A 23,128-nucleotide genomic window follows, 5' to 3' on the forward strand; every position below is an offset into this window, starting at 1 on the left:
AATCGCTGCCGCTTTTAACTTTCGAACCACCCGCAAGCCCCCCTGCGATGCGGCGTTCCCCCTGAACGACCGGCATGCGGTTCAGTAGGAGGGCGTTGTCGCTGCGGTCAAGGCACGCTTGCGGTTCGAGACTTTATTGTAAGAACCGATGCTTAATGTCTGTCTGGAACGGTTTCTAGGACGGACAACGAAGCTGTAATCGTGTCGTAACATTTGCACCGTCAAGCAGATACGGACGTCCCGACTATTGCCGGAACGTCCGTATCATCGACTTACTCGGCTGGCGGCGTTTCTTCTTCGCCTTCGTCGTCGGTCAGGCCGTCGTCGTCATAGTCCTGGTCCTCGGCGGCTTCCTCGATGCCTTCGGAACCGGCCGTCACCTTCGCCTTGCGCTTGCGCGGCTTCTTGGGCGGGGCGGCGGTGATTTCGAAGGCGAGGGTGCCGTCCTTGACGTGGACCTTCACCTCGCCGCCGTGGACCAGCTTGCCGAACAGCAGTTCCTCGGCCAGCGGCTGCTTCACCTTTTCCTGGATCAGACGGCTCATCGGGCGTGCGCCGTAGAGCTTGTCGTAGCCGCGGGTCGTGAGCCAGTCCTTCGCGTCCTGATCGAGCGAGATATGGACGTGACGGTCGGCCAGCTGGAGTTCCAGCTGGAGGACGAACTTGTCCACCACCCGGCTGATGACCTCGGTCGGGAGGTAGGAGAAGGGCACGATCGCATCCAGCCGGTTGCGGAATTCCGGCGTGAACATCTTCTTGACCGCTTCCTCGTCCTCGCCTTCGCGGGTCAGCGCCCCGAAGCCGAGCGATTCACGCGCCATGTCGGACGCACCGGCATTGGTGGTCATGATCAGGATCGTGTTGCGGAAATCGACCGTCTTGCCGTGATGGTCGGTCAGCTTCCCGTTATCCATGACCTGCAGCAGGATGTTGAACAGGTCGGGATGCGCCTTCTCGATCTCGTCAAGCAGCAGCACGCTGTGCGGATGCTGGTCGACCGCGTCGGTCAGCAGACCGCCCTGATCGTAGCCGACATAGCCGGGGGGTGCGCCGATCAGCCGGCTGACCGAGTGACGCTCCATATATTCCGACATGTCGAAACGCTGCAGCGGGATGCCCATGATCGCCGCCAGCTGGCGCGCGACCTCGGTCTTGCCCACGCCGGTCGGGCCGGAGAACAGGTAGTTGCCAATCGGCTTGTCCGGATCGCGCAGGCCGGCACGGCTGAGCTTGATCGCGGAGGAGACCAGTTCGATCGCCTTGTCCTGCCCGAACACGACCCGCTTGAGATCAGTTTCGAGCGTGGCGAGCGCCTTGGTATCGTCGGTTGACACGGACTTCGGTGGGATTCGCGCCATCGTTGCGATGACGGCCTCGATCTCCTTCGGCGTGATGACCTTCTTGCGCTTGTCCTCGACCACCAGCATCTGCATCGCGCCGGCTTCGTCGACGACGTCGATCGCCTTGTCGGGCAGCTTGCGGTCGTTGATGTAACGTGCCGAGAGCTCGACCGCGGCCTTGATGGCGGCCGGCGTGTACTTGACGTGGTGATGCGCTTCGTAGGCGGAGCGCAGCCCGGTCAGGATCGCGATCGCATCCTCGATCGTCGGTTCGTTGACGTCGATCTTCTGGAACCGGCGCAGGAGCGCGCGATCCTTTTCGAAGTGGTTGCGGAATTCCTTGTACGTGGTCGAGCCGATGCAGCGGATCGAACCGCCGGACAGCGCGGGCTTGAGCAGGTTGGACGCGTCCATCGCGCCGCCGCTCGTGGCACCGGCCCCGATCACCGTGTGGATCTCGTCGATGAACAGCACGGCATGCGGCAGCTTCTCGAGTTCGGACACGACCTGCTTCAGCCGCTCTTCGAAATCACCGCGGTAGCGCGTGCCGGCGAGCAGCGCGCCCATGTCGAGCGAGTAGATCACCGCTTCGAGCAGCACCTCCGGCACGTCGCCGTTGATGATCTTCAGCGCCAGGCCTTCCGCGATCGCGGTCTTGCCGACGCCGGGTTCACCGACATAGAGCGGGTTGTTCTTCGAACGGCGGCACAGGATCTGAACGGTGCGGTCGACCTCCGGACCGCGCCCGATCAACGGGTCGATCTTGCCGGTGGCGGCCTTCTCGTTCAGGTTCACGGTGAACTGCTTCAGGGCACTTTCGCCCTTCTTGCCGTCCTTGCCCTGCGGCTTGTCTTCGTCGGCCCCCTTCACTTCGCGTGCCTCCGTCGGGGAGCCGGCCTTGCCGACGCCGTGGCTGATGAAACTGACCGCATCGAGGCGGTTCATGTCCTGCTGCTGCAGGAAAAACACGGCGTAGCTCTCGCGCTCGCTGAACAGTGCGACCAAGACGTTGCCGCCGGTCACTTCGTCGCGGCCCGAGGACTGGACGTGGAGGATCGCGCGCTGCACGACGCGCTGGAACCCGGACGTGGGCGAGGGATCGGTCTGACCCTCCACCTTCAGCGCATCGAGCTCGGTATCGAGATAGAGGGTGACGGCGTCCTTCAGTTCGGACACTTCGACGCCGCACGCCTGCATGACCTTCGACGCATGATCGTCGTCGATCAGCGCGAGCAGCAGATGTTCGAGGGTCGCATATTCATGACGGCGGGTGCTGGCGGCGGTCAACGCATTGTGCAGCGTCTGTTCCAGCTCACGGGCGAATGAGGGCATGGATTTCTACTCCTTCGGGATCGTCAAGGGACCATCCCGTCTGTTGGATATGTCGTGTGCCGCGAGCCGCGATCAAGGAGGTGACGGACGCCCGATGACACCCCATATTATGGCATAGCGAGCGGCCGGGGGTCATGTCCGGAACAGCGCATCGGCCGCAGCGCGGCGCGCCTCGGCCCGGACGGTGTGCGCGCGGGTGCGTTCGACCTCCGCTTCCAGCGCGGCGATCCGTGCGGCGAGCTCGGCAAGCGACAGCGGATCGAGATCCTGCCGGGCGAGCGCCACCAGCGGATCGTCGTGCCGTTTCGGAAATGTTTCTTCCGACTCCATGAACGGCAGCGTTGACCGCGCCGCCCCCCAAGTCAATAAACCGCTCGGCCCGGGGGGGTGTTTCGCTTGGGAGAGACCGACTTGGCCGCATTGCCCGACAGCATGACCGCGATCGACCCGGAGGGTGCCGGCGGACCGGAAGTTCTGGTGCCGGTGACGCGCCCGTTGCCCGTGCCGGGTGAGGGCGAGGTGCTTGTGCGGATCGCGGCGGCCGGCGTGAACCGGCCGGACCTGATGCAGCGCGCGGGGGCCTATCCGCCGCCGCCGGGTGCCTCGTCGATCCCGGGGCTGGAGATTTCGGGCATTGTCGTCGGGCTGGGCGAGGGCACGACGGGCGCGATGCTGGGGCAGCCGGTGTGTGCGCTGCTGTCCGGCGGCGGCTATGCCGAATATGTCGCGGTGCCGGCGGGGCAGTGCCTGACCGTGCCGGCGGCGCTCAGCATGGTGGAGGCCGCGGCGATGCCGGAGACGCTGTTCACCGTGTGGACCAACTTGTTCGAGCGTGCCTATGCCGCGGAGGGCGACACCGTGCTGGTCCATGGGGGCACGAGCGGGATCGGGACGATGGCGATCATGCTGGGGCGGCTGTTCGGGCTGACCGTGATCGTGACCGCGGGATCGGACGCGAAGTGCGCGCGGGCGATGGAGATCGGCGCGGCGCATGCGATCAACTACAAGACCGACGATTATGTCGAGGTGGTGAAGCGGTTGACCGACGGGCGCGGCGTGGACGTTGTGCTCGACATGATCGGGGGCGATTATTTCGCGCGTAATTTGAAGTGCCTGGCGGACGACGGGCGGCATGTGTCGATCGCGTCGCAGCGCGGGGGCGAAGCGACGTTCCAGATCTTCGACGTGATGCGGCGCCGCTTGACGCTGACCGGATCGACGCTGCGCGCGCGGAGTACGGAGTTCAAGACGCTGGTGGCGGACGAGATCGACCGGCAGGTGTGGCCGCATGTGCGCGAGGGGCGGTTGAAGCCGATCATCGACCGGACGTTTGCGCTGCGCGAGGCAGCGGCGGCGCATGCTTATCTCGAGGCGGGGGATCATGTTGGGAAGGTCGTGTTGACGGTGGAGTGACGCGGCGCCCTCCCCCCACCGGGGGAGGGCTTTAGAAGAACTTGCTGTGTCCATAGGCGTAGCGGCTGGACAAATACGGTCCCCTGCCTAAACCCCGCCGCAACTTTGGAACGGAGCGGACAGCATGGGCTATCGGATCGTCGTCGCGGGTGCGACGGGCAATGTCGGGCGGGAAATGCTCAACATCCTGGCGGAACGCGAATTCCCGATCGACGAGATCGCGGTGCTGGCGTCGTCGCGCAGCCAGGGCGACATGGTCGATTTCGGCGACACGGACCGCCAGCTGAAGGTCCAGAACATCGAATATTTCGACTGGACCGGATGGGACATCGCGCTGTTCGCGATCGGATCCGAGGCGACCGCGGTCTATGCGCCGAAGGCCGCCGCGGCCGGTTGCGTCGTGATCGACAACAGCTCGCTCTACCGCATGGACCCGGACGTGCCGCTGATCGTGCCGGAGGTGAACCCCGACGCGATCGACGGCTACACGCGCCGCAACATCATCGCCAACCCGAACTGTTCGACCGCGCAGATGGTGGTCGCGCTGAAGCCGCTGCACGATGCCGCGACGATCAAGCGCGTCGTGGTGTCGACGTACCAGTCAGTGTCGGGCGCGGGCAAGCAGGGGATGGACGAGCTGTTCGAGCAGAGCCGCAACATCTTCGTCGGCGACCCGGCCGAGCCGCGGCTGTTCACCAAGCAGATCGCGTTCAACGTGATCCCGCACATCGATGTCTTCCTGGACGATGGTTTCACCAAGGAAGAGTGGAAGATGGTCGTCGAAACCAAGAAGATCATGGGGCCGAAGATCAAGATCGTCGCGACCTGTGTGCGCGTGCCGGTTTTCGTCGGCCATTCGGAGGCGATCGCGATCGAGTTCGAGAACGAAATTTCGGCGGTCGAGGCGCAGAACATCCTGCGCGAGGCGCCGGGCATCATGCTGATCGATAAGCGCGAGGACGGCGGATACATAACGCCGGTCGAGTGCGTCGGCGAATTCGCGACGTTCGTCAGCCGGGTGCGCGAGGATCCGACCGTCGAGAACGGCCTGATCCTGTGGTGCGTCAGCGACAACCTGCGCAAGGGGGCCGCGCTGAACGCGGTGCAGATCGCGGAACTGCTCGGCCGGCGCCACCTCAAGAAGGGCGACATGATCGAGGACGGCGCGATCCCGGACGATGGCACGGACGATAACGCGGACGATTGAGGAGCGCCGGCGTGGCCGAGGGGCTGACCGGCGGGTGCCAGTGCGGGGCGGTCCGGTATCTGATCGTCGGGCCGACGCCGCCGTGCCACGCCTGCCATTGTCGCGAGTGTCAGAAGCAGTCGGCGAGCGCGTTCGGGCTGTCGCTGACGGCGGCGCGGCAGGCGTTCTCGGTGACCGGGCCGGTGCGGCGCTGGGACCGGCCGAACGATCTGGGCGCGCGGACGACGTGCGTGTTCTGCGTCGAATGCGGGACGCGCGTGTTCCATATCGACAGCCTGACGCCCGACCGGGTGAGCGTGAAGGGCGGGTCGCTGGACGACATCACGCTGGCGGTGCCGAGCGCGCATATCTGGGTGTCGCGGAAGCTGGACTGGGTGTTGCTCGATCCGGCGGTGCCGACGCATGCGACACAGCCGGATGATATGGCGGCGTGGCGGGCGGGGTTTTCGAGCGGGTGTTGCACCTAGGCCCCGGCCTGCGCCGGGGAACGGATGAGGGGCGCGGTGGCTTGATGGTCGTTGCGGGAGCGGAGGTTTTGGGTGACCACGATGCATGAGTATAGCGCGCCGGACGGGGTGCGGCTGGTGTGGCACGAGGTCGGTGAGGGGCGGCCGATCGTGCTGATCCATGGGCTGTTCTCGTCCGCCGACACGAACTGGATCAAGTTCGGCCATGCCAAGCGGATCGCGGCGCTGGGGCGGCGGGTGATCATGCCGGACCTGCGCGCGCATGGAGAAAGCGACCGGCCGCACGATGCCGCGGCCTATCCGCCGGACGTGCTGGCGGACGACGGCGAGGCGTTGATCGCGCATCTTGGGCTGACCGATTACGATCTCGGTGGATACTCACTCGGCGCGCGGACGGTGGTGCGGATGCTGGTGCGTGGGGCTCGCCCGGGTCGGGTGATCCTGTCGGGCATGGGGCTGGAAGGGTTGCTCGATACGGGCGACCGGGCGGCGCATTTCCGGCGTATCCTGACCGGTCTGGGCACGTTCGAGCGCGGCACGCCGGAATGGATGGCGGAGGCGTTTCTCAAGACGAGCGGCGGCGATCCGAAGGCGCTGCTGCCGCTGCTGGGAAGCTTCGTCGATACCACGCGGGCCGAGATCGCGGCAATAGACCAGCCTGTGCTGGTGATGTCCGGCGCGGAGGATTCGGACAACGGGTCGTCCGAGGCCGTGGCGGAACTGTTGCCGCAGGGAGCGTATGTGGCGGTGCCGGGGAATCACATGAGCGCGGTGGTGAAGCCGGAGCTCGGGCGCGCGATGGCGGATTGGCTTGGGGTGGCTTGAGATCTCGGTCCGCCGCCTGGACCGGACCGGACGGGTCAGGACCCATCATCGCTCGAGCCAGTGTGGCGGACGGAGCGATCACGGATCCCAGTGTCAGCCGCGGTGACCAAGCGCGGTTCGCGCGGGCTGCGATCCGGTCAGACGATCTTCGCCGTTGCGCCGGTCGCGAACCAATACACGTCGTCCACGCTCAGCAAGCTGCGCCAGAACGAGTTCTTCTGACCATATTTGAAGTTGACGATCGCGTTCGCGCCATCGGCCCGCGCCTGGTCGACCATCACGTCCTTGATGTTGTCCAGGCTCTTCAGCTGGCTTTGCGAGAACCAGCCGTCGATTTTAGTATCGAGCTGCCGCATCGGCACGACACCGGGCGGGCACCCTTCGATGAAGGCGATGCCTTTGTATTCGGCCCGGTACATTACTTGTCCCGCTCGAACACGACAATCAGCTCTTCGCGGTTTCCACCGATGCCGGGGATCGATGCGGTCGCGACGCTGATGACTTCCCAGCCCTGTGCGGCATAGGCGTTCAGACCTTGCTCCAGGGATTCGGGGTCGAACTTCCGACTGAACCATTTGTCCTTTTGCGACATGACCTTGTATTCTTTCACGCCTTGTCTCCCCCAGCGAATTGGTCTCGAACAACCGAATCGCAAATTAAGGCTAATCGACTGAGTGTAGTCCGGAAACCCGGCTAGCAGGAGAATTCGAACCGTTTCGAACTGGATCGTCTTGCCCTGGGGATCGGATACCGCGCCCGGTTTCCGAACCGTGCGACTTCCCCTATGACCGTGCGTCCCTTCTGCAACGCCCGGAAATCGCCTTGAGTCTCTATGCCCGTTTCGCCGCTGCGATCGATATCGTTCTGGATACGCTGGAGGCCGAGGGTGCGCTGCCGGCGGGGTTGAACCGGGCGAGCATCGCCGTCGAGCCGCCGCGCGACGCGAGCCATGGCGATCTGGCGACCAATGCCGCGATGGTGCTGGCCAAGCCGGCCAAGACCAATCCACGTGCGCTGGCGGCGCTGATCCAGCCGAAGCTGGCGGAGATGCCGGGCGTGACGGCGGTCGAAATCGCCGGACCTGGGTTCCTGAATCTGCGGCTGGACCCGGAACAATGGCGCGACGAGATGCGGACCATTTTCGCGGAGGGCGCGGATTACGGCCGGTCCACGCAGGGCAACGCCGTGCGGGTGAACGTGGAATATGTTTCCGCGAACCCGACCGGGCCGATGCATATGGGGCATTGCCGCGGGGCGGTGGTCGGCGACGCGCTGGCCAGCCTGCTGGAATATGCCGGGCATCCGGTGACACGCGAATATTATGTCAACGATGCGGGCAGCCAGGTCGAGACGCTCGGGCGGTCGGCGCATCTGCGCTACCGGGAGGCGCTGGGCGAGACGGTGACGATTCCGGAGGGGCTGTATCCGGGCGACTATCTGAAGCCGGTCGGGGCGATGCTCGCGGCCGAATATGGCGATCGTTATGTCGGCGCGGCGGAGGCGGAGTGGCTGCCGCTGTTCCGCGCGCGGACGGTGGCGGCGATGATGGACATGATCCGCGCCGACCTGGCGCTGCTCGGCATCGAACACGATGTGTTTTCGTCCGAGGCGAAGGTGCAGTCGGACGGCAAGGTCGTGGCCGCGATCGACAAGCTGCGCGCCGACGGGCTGATCTACGAAGGCGTGCTGGAAGCGCCGAAGGGCGAGGCGGCGGACGACTGGGAACCGGTCGAGATGACGCTGTTCCGCGCCACGAAGTTCGGCGACGACAGCGACCGGCCGGTGCGCAAGGCGGATGGCGGGTATACCTATTTCGGCAACGACCTGGCCTATCATGCGCAGAAGGCGGAGACGGCGGACCTGCTGGTCGACATCTGGGGTGCGGACCATGGCGGCACGGTGAAGCGCGTCCAGGCGGCGGTGCAGGCGCTGACCGCCGGGCGGGTGCCGCTCGACATCAAGCTGGTCCAGATGGTGCGGCTGCTGCGCGACGGCGAGCCGGTGAAGATGTCGAAGCGCTCTGGCAGCTTCGTAACTCTGGCCGATGTGGTCGAGGAGGTCGGGCGCGACGTGGTGCGGTTCACGATGCTGACGCGCCGTGCCGATGCGCAGATGGATTTCGACTTCGCCAAGGTGGTCGAGGCGTCGAAAGAGAATCCGGTCTTCTACGTACAATATGCCCATGCCCGGATCCGCTCACTCGGCCGCAAGGCGGTCGAGGCGGGGATCGACGTGGCGGCACCGGCGGATCTGGGGAAGCTGGACGCGGAAGAGTTGGCGCTCGTCCGGCTCGCGGCGCAGTTTCCGCGGATCATCGAGGCGGCGGCGGCAACTCGCGAGCCGCACCGGGTGGCGTTCTACCTGGCCGATCTGGCGGGGGCGTTCCATGCGTTGTGGAACCGCGGAAACGACGATCCGGAGCGGAGATTTTTGCTCGTTAACGACACTGAAACGACGCTTGCGCGATTGTCGCTCGCGAATGCCGTCGGGCAGATCGTCCGCAATGGCCTGGCCGTGATGGGTGTCGCGGCCGCCGAGGAGATGCACTGATGTCGGATATCGATCGGGGACGGATTGCGAGCGACGAGGATCGCCTGCCCTGGCTGGAACCGGTCGAGGAACAGCGCGCCGGCACGCCGGGTGCGGGCAAGACGATCGCGGCGCTTCTGGTCGCGTTGCTGGTGATCGGGCTGGTCGTGGGCGGGATCTTCTGGCTGAGCGCGAGCCGGCCGGGGGGCGCGTCGGGCGACATGATCGCGGCGCCGGAGGGCGACTACAAAGTGAAGCCCGACCAGCCGGGCGGGATGAAGGTCGAGGGCGAAGGCGAGACCGCGTTCGCGGCGAGCGACGGGCGCGAGACGAATGCGTCGATCGATCTGTCGGCGATCCCCGAAGCGCCCGTGTCGGGTGCGGGGAGCGTGACGAATTCTGACGCCGCGGCGGGTGGGTTGGCTGTGCGGCCGGCGGCGCCTGCGCCTGCTCCGGCGCAGGTTGCGGCTGCACCAACGCGGCCGGCACCGGTGGCGCAGGCTGCGCCGGCTGCTGCTGCTCCAGTGGTTGCTGGCGCGCAGGTCCAGCTGGGCGCGTTCGGCAGCGAGGCGAAGGCCAATGTCGCCTGGAAGACGCTGGCGGGGCGGTTCGCGTTCCTGGCGGCGTTGCCGAAGTCGGTGACGCCGGTGACGGTGGGCGACAAGACGCTGTACCGGTTGCGGGCGGGTGCGGGCGGGCAGGCCGGTTCGATCTGTGCGCGGTTGAAGGTCGCTGGGGAAACCTGTTCGGTTATCGGCTGAGCGGCTTGTATCACGCGTGACGAGGTCGCCGCTGGCCCCAGGGAGATCCCGGCGTTCGCCAGGATGACGTGTGGTTATGGTGCACTGTCGGCCTTGGGGTTTCGGGCACTTCGCGGGCGCGCTATCGGTGAGGCATGACCCCACTGATCCTTGGCCTGGCAGGCCCCGAGCTTACTGCTGACGAAGCGGCTTTCTTCAAGGACTGCGACCCGGCCGGGTTCGTGCTGTTCCGGCGGAATGTCATCGATCGCGGGCAGCTACGGCGTTTGACCGACGCGTTGCGGGCGCTGGCGGGGCGCGACGACCTGCCCATCCTGATCGATCAGGAGGGCGGGCGCGTGGCGCGGATGCAGCCGCCGGAGTGGCCGGCTTTCCCGCCGGGTGGGGTGTTCGGGCCGTTGTACGACCGCGCACCGGTGTCGGCGATCGAGGCGATGCTGGCCAATGCGGAGGCGATCGGCGCGATGCTGCGCGAGGTCGGCATCACGGTGGACTGCCTGCCATTGCTCGATGTGCGGCAGGACGGCGCACACGACATCATCGGCGACCGCGCGCTGGGGAGCGAGCCGATGCAGGTCGCTGCGCTGGGCCGCGCGACGATCGACGGGTTGGCGCGCGCGGGCGTCGTGGGTGTGGTGAAGCATATGCCGGGGCATGGCCGCGCGCTGGTCGACAGCCACAAGGAATTGCCGGTGGTGGAGGCGAGCGCGGAGGAGCTGGAGGTCGATCTGCGGCCGTTCCGCACGCTGGCCGCGGCGCCGATGGCGATGACGGCGCATGTCGTCTACCGCGCCTGGGATGCGGAACGCTGCGCCAGCCTGTCGTCGGTCGTGATCGGCGACGTGATCCGCGGGACGATCGGGTTCGACGGGCTGCTGATGTCGGACGATCTGGGCATGAACGCGCTGGGTGGCGACTTCGGTGCGCGGGCGGGGGGCGTGATCGCGGCGGGGTGCGACATCGCGCTGCATTGTTCGGGCGAGATGGACGAGATGGTGGCGTGTGCCGGGGCGGTGGGTGAGATCAGCGCGGCGGCACGGGTACGGCTGGACCGGGCGATGGCATCGGTCGCGGGGGTCGGGTCGGGCGAGTCTTGCGGAGCTCTTGTCGCGCGGCGCGATGCGTTGTTGGCGCTTGCCTGAACCAGCGCGTTGGGCGCGCATCATGCCGGAACGCAGTGAATGGTGGAAAGCGGGCACGAAGACGCCTAGATAGGAGCTGAAATAGGAGACTATCGATGGGCATTTCACTCCCGCATATCCTGATCTTCGCCGTCGTTGCGATCCTGCTGCTGGGCGGTGGTCGGTTCTCCAGCATGATGGGCGACGTCGCCAAGGGTGTGAAACAGTTCAAGAAAGGCATGGCCGAGGAAGACGAGGAGAAGCCGAAGCCGGCGGCCCGTCTGCAGGCTCAGCCCCCGGTCGACCCCAATCCGTCGGCCGAGCTTCAGCCGATGAAGGACGACCGCCCGCAGGTCTGAGCCTTGCTCGGGTTGAAGCGGTAGGGACTGGCCAGTCGCCGTCGTCCGTGTCATCGGACGGCGGCGCGGCGATATGTGGGATATGACTGACGATGTTCGACATCGCCCCGACCGAATTGCTGCTGTGCGCCGTCGTGGCGCTGGTCGTGATCGGTCCCAAGGACCTGCCCAAGGCGATGCGGACGGTCGGTCAGTTCGTAGCCAAGGTGCGCGGCATCGGCCGGCAGTTCCGATCCGGTTTCGACGAGATGGTGCGCGAGGCCGAGCTGAAGGAAATGGAAGAGACCTGGGCGAAGGAGAATGCACGCATCATGCGCGAGCATCCGCCCGAGGAAATCCATGACGCTGACTATGCGCGTGGGGCCGATGTGGTGCTCCCTCCGCCGCCGCCGCATGACGTGATCGATCCGGCTGTGCCGACCGCGACGCCGGTTCACGACGTCCTGCCTCACGATGTCCCCCACGCGGCGCCGGTGCCTGACGCCGTGCCTGCCAAGCCTACGGACGGCCATGATCCGGAACAGCAGCGGATGGAGCGGCCGTGATCGGCGATATCGATGAAAGCCGTGCCCCGCTGCTCGATCACCTGATCGAGTTGCGTCGGCGGCTGTTGTGGTCGTTCGCGGCGCTGGCGATCGCGTTCGGCATCTGCCTTTATTTCGCGAAGCCGATTTTCGCGGTGCTCGTCCAGCCGTTGCTGAAGGCGGGGCAGGGGCGGCTGATCTATACCGATATCTTCGAGGCGTTCTTCGTCGAGCTGAAGGTTGCGTTCTTCGCGGCGATCATGCTGGCGTTCCCGATCATCGCGAACCAGCTTTGGCAGTTCATCGCGCCGGGGCTGTACAAGAACGAAAAGCGCGCGTTCTTCCCGTTCCTGATCCTGACGCCGGTACTGTTCCTGGGCGGGGCGTCGCTGGCCTACTTCTTCGCGATGCCGGTCGCGCTGCATTTCCTGCTCGGATATCAGGGCAATATCGGAGGGGTGCAGCAGGATGCGTTGCCCGGCGTCGGCAATTATCTGAGTTTCGTCACCAAATTCCTGTTCGGGTTCGGGGTCGCGTTCCTGTTGCCGGTGTTGCTGATGCTGCTGGAACAGGCGGGCTTGGTGACGCGGGCACAGCTGAAGGCGGGGCGGCGTTATGCGATCGTCGCGGCGTTCGGGGTGGCCGCGGTGCTCACCCCGCCGGACGTGGTGTCGCAGCTGATGCTGGCGATCCCGCTGGTCATTCTATACGAATTCGCGCTGATCGCGATCTTCTTTACCGAGAAGCGCCGCAAGCGGGTCGCCGCTGCCGAAGTCGCCGCCGAAGACATCTGACGTTCGAGGCCGCGGCCAAGTGTCGCGGGCATGAAAAACCCCGCCGGTCGTGGACCGGCGGGGTCATCAGTTTGGAAAAGCCGGACTTAGTTTGCCGTCTTCTCGATTGCCTGACCGGCGGACTTCACGTCCTTGCCGGCACCTTCGACGGTGTTGCAGGCCGAAACCATGAGGCCGCCGGTGACGAGGGCGATAGCGACGATCTTACGGACCATGTTGTAACTCCTAATTCAGTGCCGCCTGTGCGGAGGCTTGAGTGGGAATGCGCCATGGCGAAACTTGTTCCGCAGGCGTGTCGAAACCCGGAACCTGTCGCCTTATTGCCACGCCTGCCAGTGGGGACGGGCACCGAGGGTGCCTGTAGGACCGTCCGGCCGGAGGATCAGACGGTGTCGGCGGTCGGTTCGGTCAGGATGCTGATGTCGATCGCGTACGTGCCGGTGGCAGTGTCGACCGACAATTTGGTGCGGAGCTGACGTGACAGGCCTTCCATCACGCGGAGGAAGCGTTCAGGCGGCGCATTTGCATCATCGGATGTCCCGCCGAGCCCGGCTGCAGCGACCGAGAGTGTCGCACGGTCGGGGGCGGCAGCGGGGACGAGCCGGATGAGTGCCGCGCCGCGCGGGTCGGCGATCATCGCGACCTCGACGATCTCGGTGATGAGGAACGCGACCGGAACGGCGACATCCTGCGTGCAGAAGGCGGTCATGACGTCGAGCCGGATCGCGAAATGGGTGGCGTTGGGCGCGGCGGTGGCGCGGAGGTTGGCGGCGAGTTCGCCGATCAGCGCGCGGAGGCCGACGCCGCGATTGGCCTCCATCTCCGCGAAATGGTTGCGGTGGACGACGGCGAGCGCATCGACCCGGCGCTGGATCGAGGCATAGGCCGCCGCGACGTCGGGATCGTCGACGCCGCGCGCGTGGATGCTGATGAGGCTGGCGACGACCTGGAGGTTGTTCTTGACGCGGTGATGGACTTCGCGGGTCAGCTTGGTCTGGCGGAGCAGCCCTTCCGCCAGCTCGCTTTCGTGCAGTGCGACGCGTTCGGTGACGAGCCGGAACGCCTCGCCCAGTTCGCGGATCTCGCGCGCGGGCGTCGTCAGGTGCGGCACGGCCATCGGGCCATTTTCGGGGCGATAGTCGGCGACGACGCTCTGCAGGCGCAGCAGCGGGCGGATCATGAGGCGATCGACCACGACCCAGCCGATGATCGCGGCGGCCAGCCACATGAGGATCGGCAGCAGCGCGAGCAGCAGCTCGATCACGCCGATCGGGACCGCGTTGGTGATGAGTTCGAGCGTCACCTGGCCATTGGCGACAGGCGAGGTGACCAGCAGGCGGGGACCGATCGCGGTTTTGGCGGGCAGGCGGCGGACGGTGATCGCCGCGGTTTCGTGCCGCAGGACGATGCCGTGCTGGATCGTGCGGCCGGGGAGCACGGTCACCGCCTCCAATGTTTCGAGCGGCGCCTCAGCCACGCCGAACAGCCCGCCGCCGGGTGAGCGCGCCTCGAACTGGACACGCTGGATCGCGGGGAGCAGCCGGACTTCCGTCGCGAACAGTTCCTGCGGCATCGTGGGAGGCAGGCCGCTGAACCCCGGGGTGGCGCAGACGAGGCGCCCCGCGATGGTCAGCACCGCGAACTCGTAGTTGTTCTTGCCGTCAGCCCGTAGGTCGGCGAGCGAGGTGCGACATTCCGCCAGACGCGCGGCGCGGGTCATCGGGGCATAGTCGAGCCGGGCGGTGACGGCGCGCAGATCGAGCGAGGTGTGGCCGATCGCGAGGCTGAGTTGGCGCGCGGCCTCGGTCGCGGTGACCCGGGCGTCGTCGGCCCGGCGCAACCGCGCGGTCTGGGCGCTTTCGATCGAGGCGAAGATCGCGATCAGACCCAGAGGCAGCAGGGCCACCGTGAGGATCAACAGCATCTTGAGGCCGGTCGAGAGCCTGGAGAAGGACGGTAGGGTCATCGGGTAAACCCTATATCATGCAGTGACCCGATCGCGACCGGGCAGGCCCGCCGTCCCCCTTATCGGTGGCTCAGCCCAGCTTGCCGAGCAGATCGAGCAGGTCGGCGGGGACGTCCTCGTTCACCGTCCGCTGATAGGCGGAACGCAGCGCCTGACCCACATTCGCATCACCGATGGCGGCATCCGGGACGGGTCGCTTACCGGCTTTGCCGGATGTCCCAGCCTGCTTCTTTGCCTCAGGCGCCAACTGGTCAGTCCCCCGTCATAGATCATGCGCCCTGCGCACATTAACGCCCGTCGGCCCATATGCGCCACGTTCGGGCTGCACATTGGACAATCGGACAATTGCTGTCTCGTGCGGGGAAACTAAAAACTGGTCGGTTGGTTCCAGCTTCGACACAACAAACGGAACCTTCGTCTCACCGGCGCGGGCGGCTTGCCTTGACCCGCCGCGGCGGTGATATGTTCGAGCCGAAACAGGAGTATAGTACCGACATGTCGCTTGGCCAGGATCTCGCCCCGCACCTTCCCTTCCTGCGGCGCTATGCCCGCGCACTGACCGGCAGCCAGTCGCACGGCGATACCTATGTCCGGGCGGCGTTGCAGGCGATCGTCGACGCGCCGGAGGATTTCCCGCGCGACGTCGATCCGCGGCTCGGGCTGTACCGAACGTTCCAGGCGATCTGGTCGTCGACCAACGACGAGATCGAGAACCGCGATGCCGGCGACACCGGCAACGAGGGCATCGCACAGGCGCGGCTCGCGCAGGTGACGCCGCGGTCGCGCCAGGCGCTGCTCCTGACTGCAATGGAAGGGTTCACGCCGGAGGATGCCGGTTACCTGATCGAGGCGGACCCGGCCGAGATCGACGCGCTGGTGAACGAGGCGCTGGAGGAGATCGAGCGTCAGACGCATGCCGACGTGCTGATCATCGAGGACGAGCCGATCATCGCGATGGACTTGGAGACGATCGTCCGCGACCTGGGCCATTCGGTGAACGGCGTTGCGGTGACCCGCGACGAGGCCGTGGCGCAGGCGATGGCGCATCGCCCGGGCCTGGTGCTGGCCGACATCCAGCTGGCCGACGACAGTTCGGGCATCGATGCGGTCAAGGACATCCTGGCCGAGTTCTCGGTCCCCGTGATCTTCATCACCGCGTTCCCGGAGCGTCTGCTGACGGGCGAGCGGCCGGAGCCGACGTTCCTGATCACCAAGCCGTTCCAGCGGTCGACCGTGAAGGCGGCGATCAGCCAGGCGCTGTTCTTCGACCAGGCGACCGTTCCGGCCTGACCGACCCGACCGGTCGCGGGCATGGGTCCGCGGCCGGAGATGCGCTTTTGCTGACGGAGAGACGACATGGCTGAAGACCCGATCGAAGTGAGCCGGACCGAAGCGCGTGGCGGTGCCAGCACGCATGTGACGCGTTATGTGCTGCCGATCTCGCTGGGGCTGATCGTCGGGCTGTTCATCATCCTGCTGTTGATGTTCGCCTGACACCCTGGAATTGCGGTCCGGGAGCGGTCGCCGGAGGCTCTCCGGAAAAACGGCTCGCAATCCATCCGGACCCTTCCTATTTCCTCCGGACTGGACGGGTAGCCGTTCGAAGGGGCGAGTAGCACGTGATCAACGAAGACCAGCGCGGCCCGGACGAGGACTATGACGACGACGACGTCGAAGAGGTCCGTGCCGAGCCGGTGCCGTTGCCCGACAACGAGTTCAAGGATGAACTCGCCCGTGTGATTCCGCATCTACGCGCGTTCGGCCGGTCGTTGTCCGGCAATCGCGATCTGGCGGACGATCTGGTCCAGGAAACGCTGCTGAAGGCGTGGGCGGCGCGGAAGCGTTTCCAGGCCGGCACAAACATGCGTGCCTGGACCTTCATCATCCTGCGCAACCTCTTCCTGAGCCAGATGCGCCGCGCGCGGTTCAAGGGCGAATGGGACGAGATCACGGCGTCCAAACTGCTCGCGGCACCGGCAAGCCAGGATCGCCATGTCGAGCTCGGCGATATGCAGCGTGCGTTGATGCACCTGCCGCAGCCGCAGCGCGAGGCACTGATCCTGGTCGGTGCGGGCGGCTTCGCCTATGAGGAAGCGGCCGAGATCTGTGGTTGTGCGGTCGGGACGATCAAAAGCCGCGTGGCGCGTGGTCGCGTGGCGCTGGAGAATCTGCTGAGCGAGGGCAAACTTCCTTCGCGGCGGTCGCATGTGTCGGACCCGGACCGTACGGCGTTGCAGTCGATCATGAACGACGTGGACGAACTCAGCCGTCCACGCTGATCCTCAGCTTAATTTGTCGAGAAGTGCCTGCATGTCGTGGGGAAGCGTCGGTCCATCGGGATAGACGCGCCGGAGCGCAGTGCCGACACTCTTCGTCGCTCGCGAGGGGAGTGATGCAACGGGCGGCCGGGCGATCGTTTGCCGGTTGGCCGCTCTTCTCAAATCCGCTGTCTGTTTCATGCCTGTATAACGCCGACATATCGCGTCGGTTGCGCATGGATGACGTCGCGCCCGACAGTTGTTACGTTGTTGCGTGGAAGACGTGACAGATCCCGATATTGCCGATGCGCGCGACCGCATGATGGCGGAGGCGCCGTTTCTGCGGCGGCTGATGCTAGCGCGCCCCGAGGTGCTGGCGGCGACGGCAACTGGATCGTTCGACACGGCGATCACCGCGGCATGGGAGCCGGGTGAAAGTGTCGCCGAGGTTTCTCGTGCTTTGCGGCGGGAGCGGCAGGCGGTGGCGCTGGCGGTTGCACTGGGCGACCTGTCGGGGCGATTGCCATTCGAGCAGGTCGTACGGTTCTTGTCCGACTTTGCGGATCGGGCGGTGGAGCGCGCGTTGCAGGCTATCTTCCGCGAGCGTGGCGCGGATGCGGTGACCGGATTCAGCGTGCTGGCGCTGGGCAAACATGGCAGCCGCGAGTTGAATTATTCGAGCGATATCGACCCGATCCTGCTGTTCGACCCGGACACGCTGCCGCGGCGACGGAGCGAGGAGCCGGTCGAGGCGGCGGCGCGGGTCGCGCGGCGGCTGGTCGAGATGCTGCAGACGCGCGACGCGAACGGGTATGTGTTCCGCGTCGATCTTCGGCTGCGGCCGTCGCCGGAAGCCACGCCGCCCGCGTTGCCGGTGGAGGCGGCGATCGGATATTACGAGTCGAGCGCGCTGCCGTGGGAGCGGGCGGCGTATATCCGTGCGCGGGCGGCGGCGGGGGATCGGGCGCTGGGCGACGGGTTCCTCGCGGCGATCCGGCCGTTCGTGTGGCGGCGCGGGCTGGGGTTCGGCGCGGTGGGCGAGATCCGGGAGATTTCGCGGCGGATCCGGGCGCATTACAGCGAGGGCCAGGTCTTCGGGCCGGGTTACGACATGAAGCGCGGGCGCGGCGGCATCCGCGAGATCGAGTTCTTCATCCAGATCCAGCAATTGGTGCATGGCGGGCGTGATCCCGCCCTGCGCGCGCCCGCGACGCTCGATGCGCTGGCGGCGTTGGCGGCGGCGGGGCATGTCGGGCCGGACGAGGCGGCGCGGCTGGCGCATGGCTACCGCGCGTTCCGAACGGTCGAGCACCGGTTGCAGATGATCGAGGATCACCAGACGCACAGCCTGCCGACGGACCTGGCGGCGCTGGACGCGGTGGCGCGGCTCGACGGGTTGGCGGACGGGGTAGAGTTGCTCGATCGGCTGCGGCCGGACGTGGCGGCGGTGGGGACGATCTACGACTCGCTCGATCCGACGGACGGTGTCGCGTTCCCGCGGGCGGCGGTGGCGGTCGAGGATTTGGTGGCGCGGGCCGGGTATCGCGATGCGGGCGCGGTCCGCACGCGGATCGAGGGATGGCGGGCGGGGACGCCGCGCGCGTTGCGGACGCCGGCGGCGCAGGCGGCGATGGAGGCGGCGCTGCCCGGCCTGATCGCGGCGCTGGGGCAGGCGAGCGGTCCGGATGCGGCGTTCGCGCGACTCGATCGGATGATCGGTGGATTGCCCACCGCGATCGATTTCTTCCGGTTGGTGACGGCGCGGCCGGGGCTGGGGCGGCTGGTGGCCGACATCCTGTCAAGTGCGCCGGCGCTGGCCGATCAGCTGGGGCGGCGACCGGCGCTGCTCGACGTGCTGATCGATGCGAGTGCGTTCGATCCGCCGCCGTCGGTGGCCGAACTGGCGCGCGAGTTCGGCGCGGTGGAGCCGGGGGCGGATTATCAGCAGGTGCTCGACCGGGCGCGGGCGCGGATCAACGAACGGCGGTTCGCGCTGGGGACGCAGATCGTCGCGGGCGTCGCGGACCCGATCGAGGTCGCAGGCGGCTATGCGCGCGTCGCGGAGGGCGCGATCGGCGCGCTGGCGGGTGCCGCGGTGGTGGAGTTCGCGAAGGCGCATGGGACGGTGCCGGGGGGTGAACTGCTGATCCTGGCGCTCGGTCGACTGGGGGGTGGGGCGTTGACGCATGCTTCGGACCTCGACCTGATCTACCTGTTCACCGGCGATCATCTGATGGAGTCGGACGGGGCGAAGCCGTTGGGGGCGACGACCTATTTCAATCGGCTGGCGCAGCGCGTGACGGGGGCGCTGAGCGTCGCGACGCCGGCGGGGCCGCTGTACGACGTCGATACGCGGCTGCGGCCGTCGGGGGCGCAGGGGTTGCTGGCGGTGTCGATCGAGAGTTTCGAACGGTACCAGCGCGAGGATGCGTGGACGTGGGAGCATATGGCGTTGACCCGCGCGCGGCCGGTGTTCGGATCGGCAGGGGCGGTGGTTGCGCTAGAGGTGGTGATTCGTGGCGTGCTTTCGCGACCGCGTGACGCGACGACGCTGATCGCGGATGCGGTGCGGATGCGCGGGGAGATCGCGCTGCACAAGCCGCCGGCGGGGCCGTTCGACGTGAAGCTGGTGCCCGGCGGGCTCGTCGATGCGGAGTTTGCGGTGCATGTTTTGCAACTGCGCCACGGCATCGGGCTGGACCCAAGGTTGCGGACCGCGATCGGGGACCTGGCGGCGGCGGGGCTGATCGATGGCGAGATGGCGGAGGCGCACGCGCTGCTGACGCGGATGCTGGTCGTGATGCGGCTGGTGTCGCCCGAATCGACCGAGCCGCCGGTCGCGGTGCGTCCGTTGATCGCGGCGGCGTGCCGGATGGCGGACTGGGACGCGCTGATCGCGGCGCGCGATGCGGCGCAGAGGTTGATCGCGGCGGAATGGTCGCGCATCAGCACGGTCTGACTTCGCCCCAAAAGGAGCCTGCCATGCTCGATGTCGACGACCGCCTGCCCGACCTGTCGCTGGAAACGCCGGACGGGGGCACATTGCGGCTGGCCGACATGATCGGCAACACGCTGGTGCTGTTCTTCTACCCCAAGGACGACACGTCGGGCTGCACAGTGGAAGCGCAGGATTTCTCGCGGCTGAAGGCGGCGTTCGAGATGGAGGGCGCGCATGTGCTGGGCATTTCGAAGGGCACGTCGAAGGGGAAAAACAAGTTCATCGAGAAAGCGGGGCTGACCGTGCCGCTGGCCACCGACGCGGACGAGAGCGTCTGCGCGGCTTTCGGGACATGGGTCGAAAAGAGCATGTACGGGCGGAAATATATGGGGATCGACCGGGCGACGTTCCTGATCGACGGCGAGGGCCGAATCGCGCGCGTGTGGCGCAAGGTGAAGGTGCCGGGTCATGCCGAGGAGGTGTTGGAAGCGGCGCGAGCGCTGAAGGGCAAGAACGAGCCGCACGCCGCTTGAGCCCGGGATTATCGTGCGGCGAAACGACTGACCGCACGATACGGACGGTCTGGCGAAACCCCGGATCACCGGGGTTTCCAAGCCTACGTACATCCCGCAGTAGGAAATCACGCAGTCGGGAACTTTTTCGCGTTCCCGCAAACGACCTGATCTTCCAGCATCCCAGGCGAACACGCCAAGATGCGCCGACTACCGGGGACTGAATGACCTTCACCGCATCCAACGTCGCTTCGTCCATCCGGTTCCTGTGTGCGGCAGCCTGCATGATCGGCACCGCGGCGGGGGCCACTCCCCAGAATGGTGCGGCGATGGACGGCGGGTATGAGGCGGTCGATACGGATACGCAGGCACAGCCGGCCGATGCGCAGTTCAAGGCGCTGTTCACCAACTGGAAGCGGGCCGACGCATTCGCGCAATCGGGTGTCGTGACGCTGCCGGGCAGCCCGCAGGTCAACGTGCCGTCGCTCCGCCCGGTGACGCTGACGTCACTGAACTTCACCAGCGGGTTCGGCGTTCGGTCCGACCCGTTCCGCCACAGCGCGGCGATGCATGCCGGTATCGATCTGGCCGGCCCGGTCGGCACGCCGATCTACGCGACCGCCGACGGCGTCGTGAACAAGGCAGGCTGGGGCAATGGCTACGGCAACCTCGTGCAGATCAGCCACGGGTCGGGCATGGAGACGCGCTACGGCCACATGTCGAAGATCCTCGTTTCGCCGAACACGCGGGTCCACCGCGGCCAGCTGATCGGCCTGATGGGCTCGACCGGCCGTTCGACCGGCAGCCACCTGCATTACGAAGTGCGGATCGACGGGCGCGCGGTGAACCCGGTGCCGTATCTGCGCTCCGCCGAATATGTCGCGTCGTTCGAGAAGCGCACGACGGGCAACACGCAGCTCGCGTCGATGGGCGGCCCGATCGGCGAGTAAGCGTTGCAGCGGGGGTGGCCCGCGCTTATCTCTGCGCCATGGCTGACATCGACCTTACCCCATCCGCTGCGAAGCGCGTTTCCCTGATCGCGGAGCGGCAGGGCAAGCCGGCGATCCTGCGCCTGGCGGTCGACGGCGGCGGTTGCGCCGGTTTTCAGTACAAGTTCGGCTTGGCCGACCTGATCGAGAGCGACGACACCGCGGCGACGCGCGATGGCGTCACGCTGGTGGTCGATCCGATGAGCCTCGATTTGGTGCGCGGCAGCGCGGTCGATTTCGTCGATTCGCTCGGCGGGTCGGCGTTCCGGGTGACCAATCCCAACGCGGCGTCCGGGTGCGGATGCGGGACCAGCTTTTCCGTCTGAGACGGGCTGCATTCGCGCGGTCCGGACGCTAGACAGTGCCGATGAAGATCGCGACTTTCAACATTAACGGCGTGCGTGCGCGTCTGCCTCGGCTTCTCGAATGGCTGGAGGAGACGCAGCCCGACGTCGCATGCCTGCAGGAATTGAAGGCGCAGGACGACAGTTTCCCCGAGGCCGAGATCCGGGCCGCCGGGTATGGCGCGATCTGGCACGGGCAGAAGGGGTTCAACGGCGTCGCGATCCTGGCGCGCGGGACCGACCCGGTGGAGACGCAGCGCGGCCTGCCCGACGATCCGGACCCGACGCACAGCCGGTATCTTGAGGCGGCGGTGGACGGCGTGATCGTCGCGTCGATCTACCTGCCCAACGGCAATCCGCAGCCGGGGCCGAAGTTCGACTACAAGCTCGCCTGGTTCGACCGGCTGATCGATCATGCCGCGTCGTTGCTGGCGACCGAGCATCCGGTGGTGCTGGCGGGCGACTATAACGTCATCCCGACGAGCACGCATGACGACACGTTTTCGGTGCGCGCGATGGCGGGCGATGCGTTGCTGCAACCGGAGTCTCAGGCGGCGTTCCGGCGGTTGCGGTTCCAGGGCTGGACCGACGCGATCCGCGCGCGGCATCCGAGCGGGCCGGTCTATACGTTCTGGGATTATCAGGCGGGGGCATGGGCGCGCGATGCGGGGTTCCGGATCGATCACCTGATGCTGAGCCCGATGGCGGCGGACCGGCTGGTCGATGCAGGCGTCGACAAGGCGACGCGGGGGAAGGAGAAGGCGTCGGATCATGCGCCGACGTGGGTCACGTTGCGGTAGAGGCTTGGGGCGCAGTCGTATCTAGGCCCCGGCCTTCGCCGGGGAACTGTTAGGGGTTATTCCGGGTCGACGGGGATGCCGCTTTCGTCTTTCGCGGTGCGGATGGTGAGCGAGGTCTTGACGCTGGCGACGTGCGGGGCGGTGGTGAGTTCGGAGGTCAGGAACAGTTGGAACGCTTGGAGGTCGTGCGCGACGATCTTGAGGATGAAGTCGATTTCGCCGTTGAGCATGTGGCATTCGCGGACCTGGGGGAGGGCGGCCATGTGCGCTTCGAAAGCGCGGAGGTCCTCCTCTGCCTGCGACCGGAGGGAGACGAGCGCGAACACCATGATGCCGTAGCCGAGCGAGGCGGCGTTGAGCTTGGCGTGGTAGCCCTCGACGATTCCCGCCTCCTCCAGCGCACGGACGCGGCGCAGGCAGGGAGGCGCGGTCAGGCCGGCGCGGCGGGCGAGGTCGACATTGGTGATGCGACCCTCCGCCTGCAGCGACGTCAGGATCGTGCGGTCGATCGAGTCCAGGGGGTAGCGATTGGCCATAGTGGGCAGCCTATACCTATCTGGCCCGGAATTGGAATAATCTATCAAGTCACTGGAATCGTCCTGTAATGTGACAGGGTGAAATACACGGTTCCCACCGAGTCCGGTTCCGG

At 66.5% G+C, this 23,128-nt stretch carries 26 protein-coding genes; 18 read left to right on the plus strand and 8 right to left on the minus strand.

Annotated elements, in window-relative coordinates; translation table 11 throughout:
- Positions 1-272: 272 nt before the first annotated feature.
- Entirely contained in the window at positions 273-2,672 is a 2,400-nt protein-coding gene (clpA, locus tag ACFSGX_RS05595) for an ATP-dependent Clp protease ATP-binding subunit ClpA (RefSeq protein WP_380928109.1), read from the minus strand.
- A 132-nt stretch (positions 2,673-2,804) separates the two neighbouring features.
- Positions 2,805-3,002, minus strand: a complete 198-nt coding sequence (locus ACFSGX_RS05600) for a DUF1192 family protein (RefSeq protein ID WP_380928110.1) — start codon at positions 3,000-3,002, stop codon at positions 2,805-2,807.
- Positions 3,003-3,104: 102 nt separating this feature from the next.
- Between ACFSGX_RS05600 and ACFSGX_RS05605 the strand changes: the two genes are divergently transcribed.
- The 4 genes from ACFSGX_RS05605 (at position 3,105) to ACFSGX_RS05620 (ending at position 6,584) form a co-directional block, all read left to right on the plus strand.
- Complete coding sequence (locus tag ACFSGX_RS05605; RefSeq protein WP_380928254.1) at positions 3,105-4,085, plus strand: NAD(P)H-quinone oxidoreductase; 981 nt, start codon at positions 3,105-3,107, stop codon at positions 4,083-4,085.
- A gap of 124 nt (positions 4,086-4,209) precedes the next feature.
- Positions 4,210-5,292, plus strand: a complete 1,083-nt coding sequence (locus ACFSGX_RS05610) for an aspartate-semialdehyde dehydrogenase (RefSeq protein WP_380928112.1) — start codon at positions 4,210-4,212, stop codon at positions 5,290-5,292.
- A gap of 11 nt (positions 5,293-5,303) precedes the next feature.
- Positions 5,304-5,759, plus strand: a complete 456-nt coding sequence (locus ACFSGX_RS05615) for a GFA family protein (RefSeq protein WP_380928114.1) — start codon at positions 5,304-5,306, stop codon at positions 5,757-5,759.
- Positions 5,760-5,840: 81 nt separating this feature from the next.
- Positions 5,841-6,584 carry an alpha/beta fold hydrolase gene (locus ACFSGX_RS05620; protein WP_380928255.1) on the plus strand — a complete coding sequence of 248 codons (744 nt, stop codon included), beginning with the start codon at positions 5,841-5,843 and terminating at the stop codon, positions 6,582-6,584.
- A gap of 137 nt (positions 6,585-6,721) precedes the next feature.
- On the opposite strand, the gene ACFSGX_RS05625 is transcribed toward ACFSGX_RS05620, so the two are convergent.
- On the minus strand, positions 6,722-7,003 hold the full coding sequence (locus ACFSGX_RS05625) for a hypothetical protein (protein WP_380928115.1): 282 nt from the start codon (positions 7,001-7,003) through the stop codon (positions 6,722-6,724).
- Positions 7,003-7,194 carry a DUF4177 domain-containing protein gene (locus tag ACFSGX_RS05630; protein WP_380928117.1) on the minus strand — a complete coding sequence of 64 codons (192 nt, stop codon included), beginning with the start codon at positions 7,192-7,194 and terminating at the stop codon, positions 7,003-7,005. The genes ACFSGX_RS05625 and ACFSGX_RS05630 overlap by 1 nt, the downstream gene beginning before the upstream one ends.
- Positions 7,195-7,406: 212 nt before the next feature.
- Here ACFSGX_RS05630 and argS point away from each other — a divergent pair, with 212 nt between their 5' ends.
- The 6 genes from argS to tatC all read left to right on the plus strand — a co-directional run bounded on the left by argS (position 7,407) and on the right by tatC (position 12,672).
- The gene (gene argS / locus ACFSGX_RS05635; protein WP_380928119.1) at positions 7,407-9,134 is read left to right on the plus strand and encodes an arginine--tRNA ligase; all 1,728 of its coding nucleotides are present in this window, start codon (positions 7,407-7,409) and stop codon (positions 9,132-9,134) included.
- Complete coding sequence (locus ACFSGX_RS05640; RefSeq protein ID WP_380928121.1) at positions 9,134-9,874, plus strand: SPOR domain-containing protein; 741 nt, start codon at positions 9,134-9,136, stop codon at positions 9,872-9,874. Before argS ends, ACFSGX_RS05640 begins: the two co-directional genes overlap by 1 nt.
- Before the next feature lie 134 nt (positions 9,875-10,008).
- Positions 10,009-11,016: a beta-N-acetylhexosaminidase gene (nagZ, locus tag ACFSGX_RS05645; protein WP_380928123.1), complete on the plus strand. Its 1,008-nt coding sequence runs from the start codon at positions 10,009-10,011 to the stop codon at positions 11,014-11,016.
- Between the two features lie 95 nt (positions 11,017-11,111).
- Positions 11,112-11,354: a twin-arginine translocase TatA/TatE family subunit gene (locus ACFSGX_RS05650; protein WP_380928124.1), complete on the plus strand. Its 243-nt coding sequence runs from the start codon at positions 11,112-11,114 to the stop codon at positions 11,352-11,354.
- A gap of 92 nt (positions 11,355-11,446) precedes the next feature.
- Complete coding sequence (tatB, locus tag ACFSGX_RS05655) at positions 11,447-11,899, plus strand: Sec-independent protein translocase protein TatB (protein ID WP_380928126.1); 453 nt, start codon at positions 11,447-11,449, stop codon at positions 11,897-11,899.
- Positions 11,899-12,672 carry a twin-arginine translocase subunit TatC gene (gene tatC / locus ACFSGX_RS05660; protein WP_380928256.1) on the plus strand — a complete coding sequence of 258 codons (774 nt, stop codon included), beginning with the start codon at positions 11,899-11,901 and terminating at the stop codon, positions 12,670-12,672. Before tatB ends, tatC begins: the two co-directional genes overlap by 1 nt.
- Before the next feature lie 86 nt (positions 12,673-12,758).
- Here the strand turns inward: tatC and ACFSGX_RS05665 are convergent, their stop codons facing one another.
- The 3 genes from ACFSGX_RS05665 to ACFSGX_RS05675 all read right to left on the minus strand — a co-directional run bounded on the left by ACFSGX_RS05665 (position 12,759) and on the right by ACFSGX_RS05675 (position 14,885).
- Positions 12,759-12,887: an entericidin A/B family lipoprotein gene (locus tag ACFSGX_RS05665; RefSeq protein ID WP_076071674.1), complete on the minus strand. Its 129-nt coding sequence runs from the start codon at positions 12,885-12,887 to the stop codon at positions 12,759-12,761.
- A gap of 167 nt (positions 12,888-13,054) precedes the next feature.
- Positions 13,055-14,638 carry a sensor histidine kinase gene (locus tag ACFSGX_RS05670; protein ID WP_380928127.1) on the minus strand — a complete coding sequence of 528 codons (1,584 nt, stop codon included), beginning with the start codon at positions 14,636-14,638 and terminating at the stop codon, positions 13,055-13,057.
- Between the two features lie 70 nt (positions 14,639-14,708).
- Positions 14,709-14,885, minus strand: coding sequence for a NepR family anti-sigma factor (locus tag ACFSGX_RS05675; RefSeq protein ID WP_380928129.1), 177 nt, complete (start codon positions 14,883-14,885; stop codon positions 14,709-14,711).
- A gap of 248 nt (positions 14,886-15,133) precedes the next feature.
- Here ACFSGX_RS05675 and ACFSGX_RS05680 point away from each other — a divergent pair, with 248 nt between their 5' ends.
- The 8 genes from ACFSGX_RS05680 to xth all read left to right on the plus strand — a co-directional run bounded on the left by ACFSGX_RS05680 (position 15,134) and on the right by xth (position 22,479).
- The gene (locus ACFSGX_RS05680; RefSeq protein WP_157175861.1) at positions 15,134-15,928 is read left to right on the plus strand and encodes a response regulator; all 795 of its coding nucleotides are present in this window, start codon (positions 15,134-15,136) and stop codon (positions 15,926-15,928) included.
- A gap of 66 nt (positions 15,929-15,994) precedes the next feature.
- A complete protein-coding gene (locus ACFSGX_RS05685; RefSeq protein ID WP_184075014.1) occupies positions 15,995-16,132 on the plus strand; it encodes a hypothetical protein in 138 nt (45 codons plus the stop codon).
- Positions 16,133-16,332: 200 nt separating this feature from the next.
- Entirely contained in the window at positions 16,333-16,917 is a 585-nt protein-coding gene (locus ACFSGX_RS05690; protein ID WP_184075046.1) for a sigma-70 family RNA polymerase sigma factor, read from the plus strand.
- 298 nt (positions 16,918-17,215) lie between these two features.
- Positions 17,216-19,855, plus strand: a complete 2,640-nt coding sequence (locus ACFSGX_RS05695) for a bifunctional [glutamine synthetase] adenylyltransferase/[glutamine synthetase]-adenylyl-L-tyrosine phosphorylase (RefSeq protein WP_380928257.1) — start codon at positions 17,216-17,218, stop codon at positions 19,853-19,855.
- 23 nt (positions 19,856-19,878) lie between these two features.
- Positions 19,879-20,367 (plus strand): peroxiredoxin, encoded by a 489-nt coding sequence (locus tag ACFSGX_RS05700; RefSeq protein ID WP_380928130.1) that lies wholly within the window; start codon positions 19,879-19,881, stop codon positions 20,365-20,367.
- 203 nt (positions 20,368-20,570) lie between these two features.
- Positions 20,571-21,296 (plus strand): M23 family metallopeptidase, encoded by a 726-nt coding sequence (locus ACFSGX_RS05705; RefSeq protein ID WP_380928132.1) that lies wholly within the window; start codon positions 20,571-20,573, stop codon positions 21,294-21,296.
- Between the two features lie 38 nt (positions 21,297-21,334).
- Positions 21,335-21,661, plus strand: coding sequence for an iron-sulfur cluster insertion protein ErpA (gene erpA / locus ACFSGX_RS05710; protein ID WP_380928133.1), 327 nt, complete (start codon positions 21,335-21,337; stop codon positions 21,659-21,661).
- A 41-nt stretch (positions 21,662-21,702) separates the two neighbouring features.
- Positions 21,703-22,479, plus strand: coding sequence for an exodeoxyribonuclease III (gene xth / locus ACFSGX_RS05715; protein WP_380928135.1), 777 nt, complete (start codon positions 21,703-21,705; stop codon positions 22,477-22,479).
- Between the two features lie 56 nt (positions 22,480-22,535).
- Here xth and ACFSGX_RS05720 read toward each other — a convergent pair whose 3' ends face one another.
- Positions 22,536-23,015 (minus strand): Lrp/AsnC family transcriptional regulator, encoded by a 480-nt coding sequence (locus tag ACFSGX_RS05720; protein WP_380928136.1) that lies wholly within the window; start codon positions 23,013-23,015, stop codon positions 22,536-22,538.
- Positions 23,016-23,128: the final 113 nt, after the last annotated feature.

It is taken from the genome of Sphingomonas arantia (genome assembly GCF_042682045.1).
GTDB lineage: Bacteria > Pseudomonadota > Alphaproteobacteria > Sphingomonadales > Sphingomonadaceae > Sphingomonas_R > Sphingomonas_R arantia.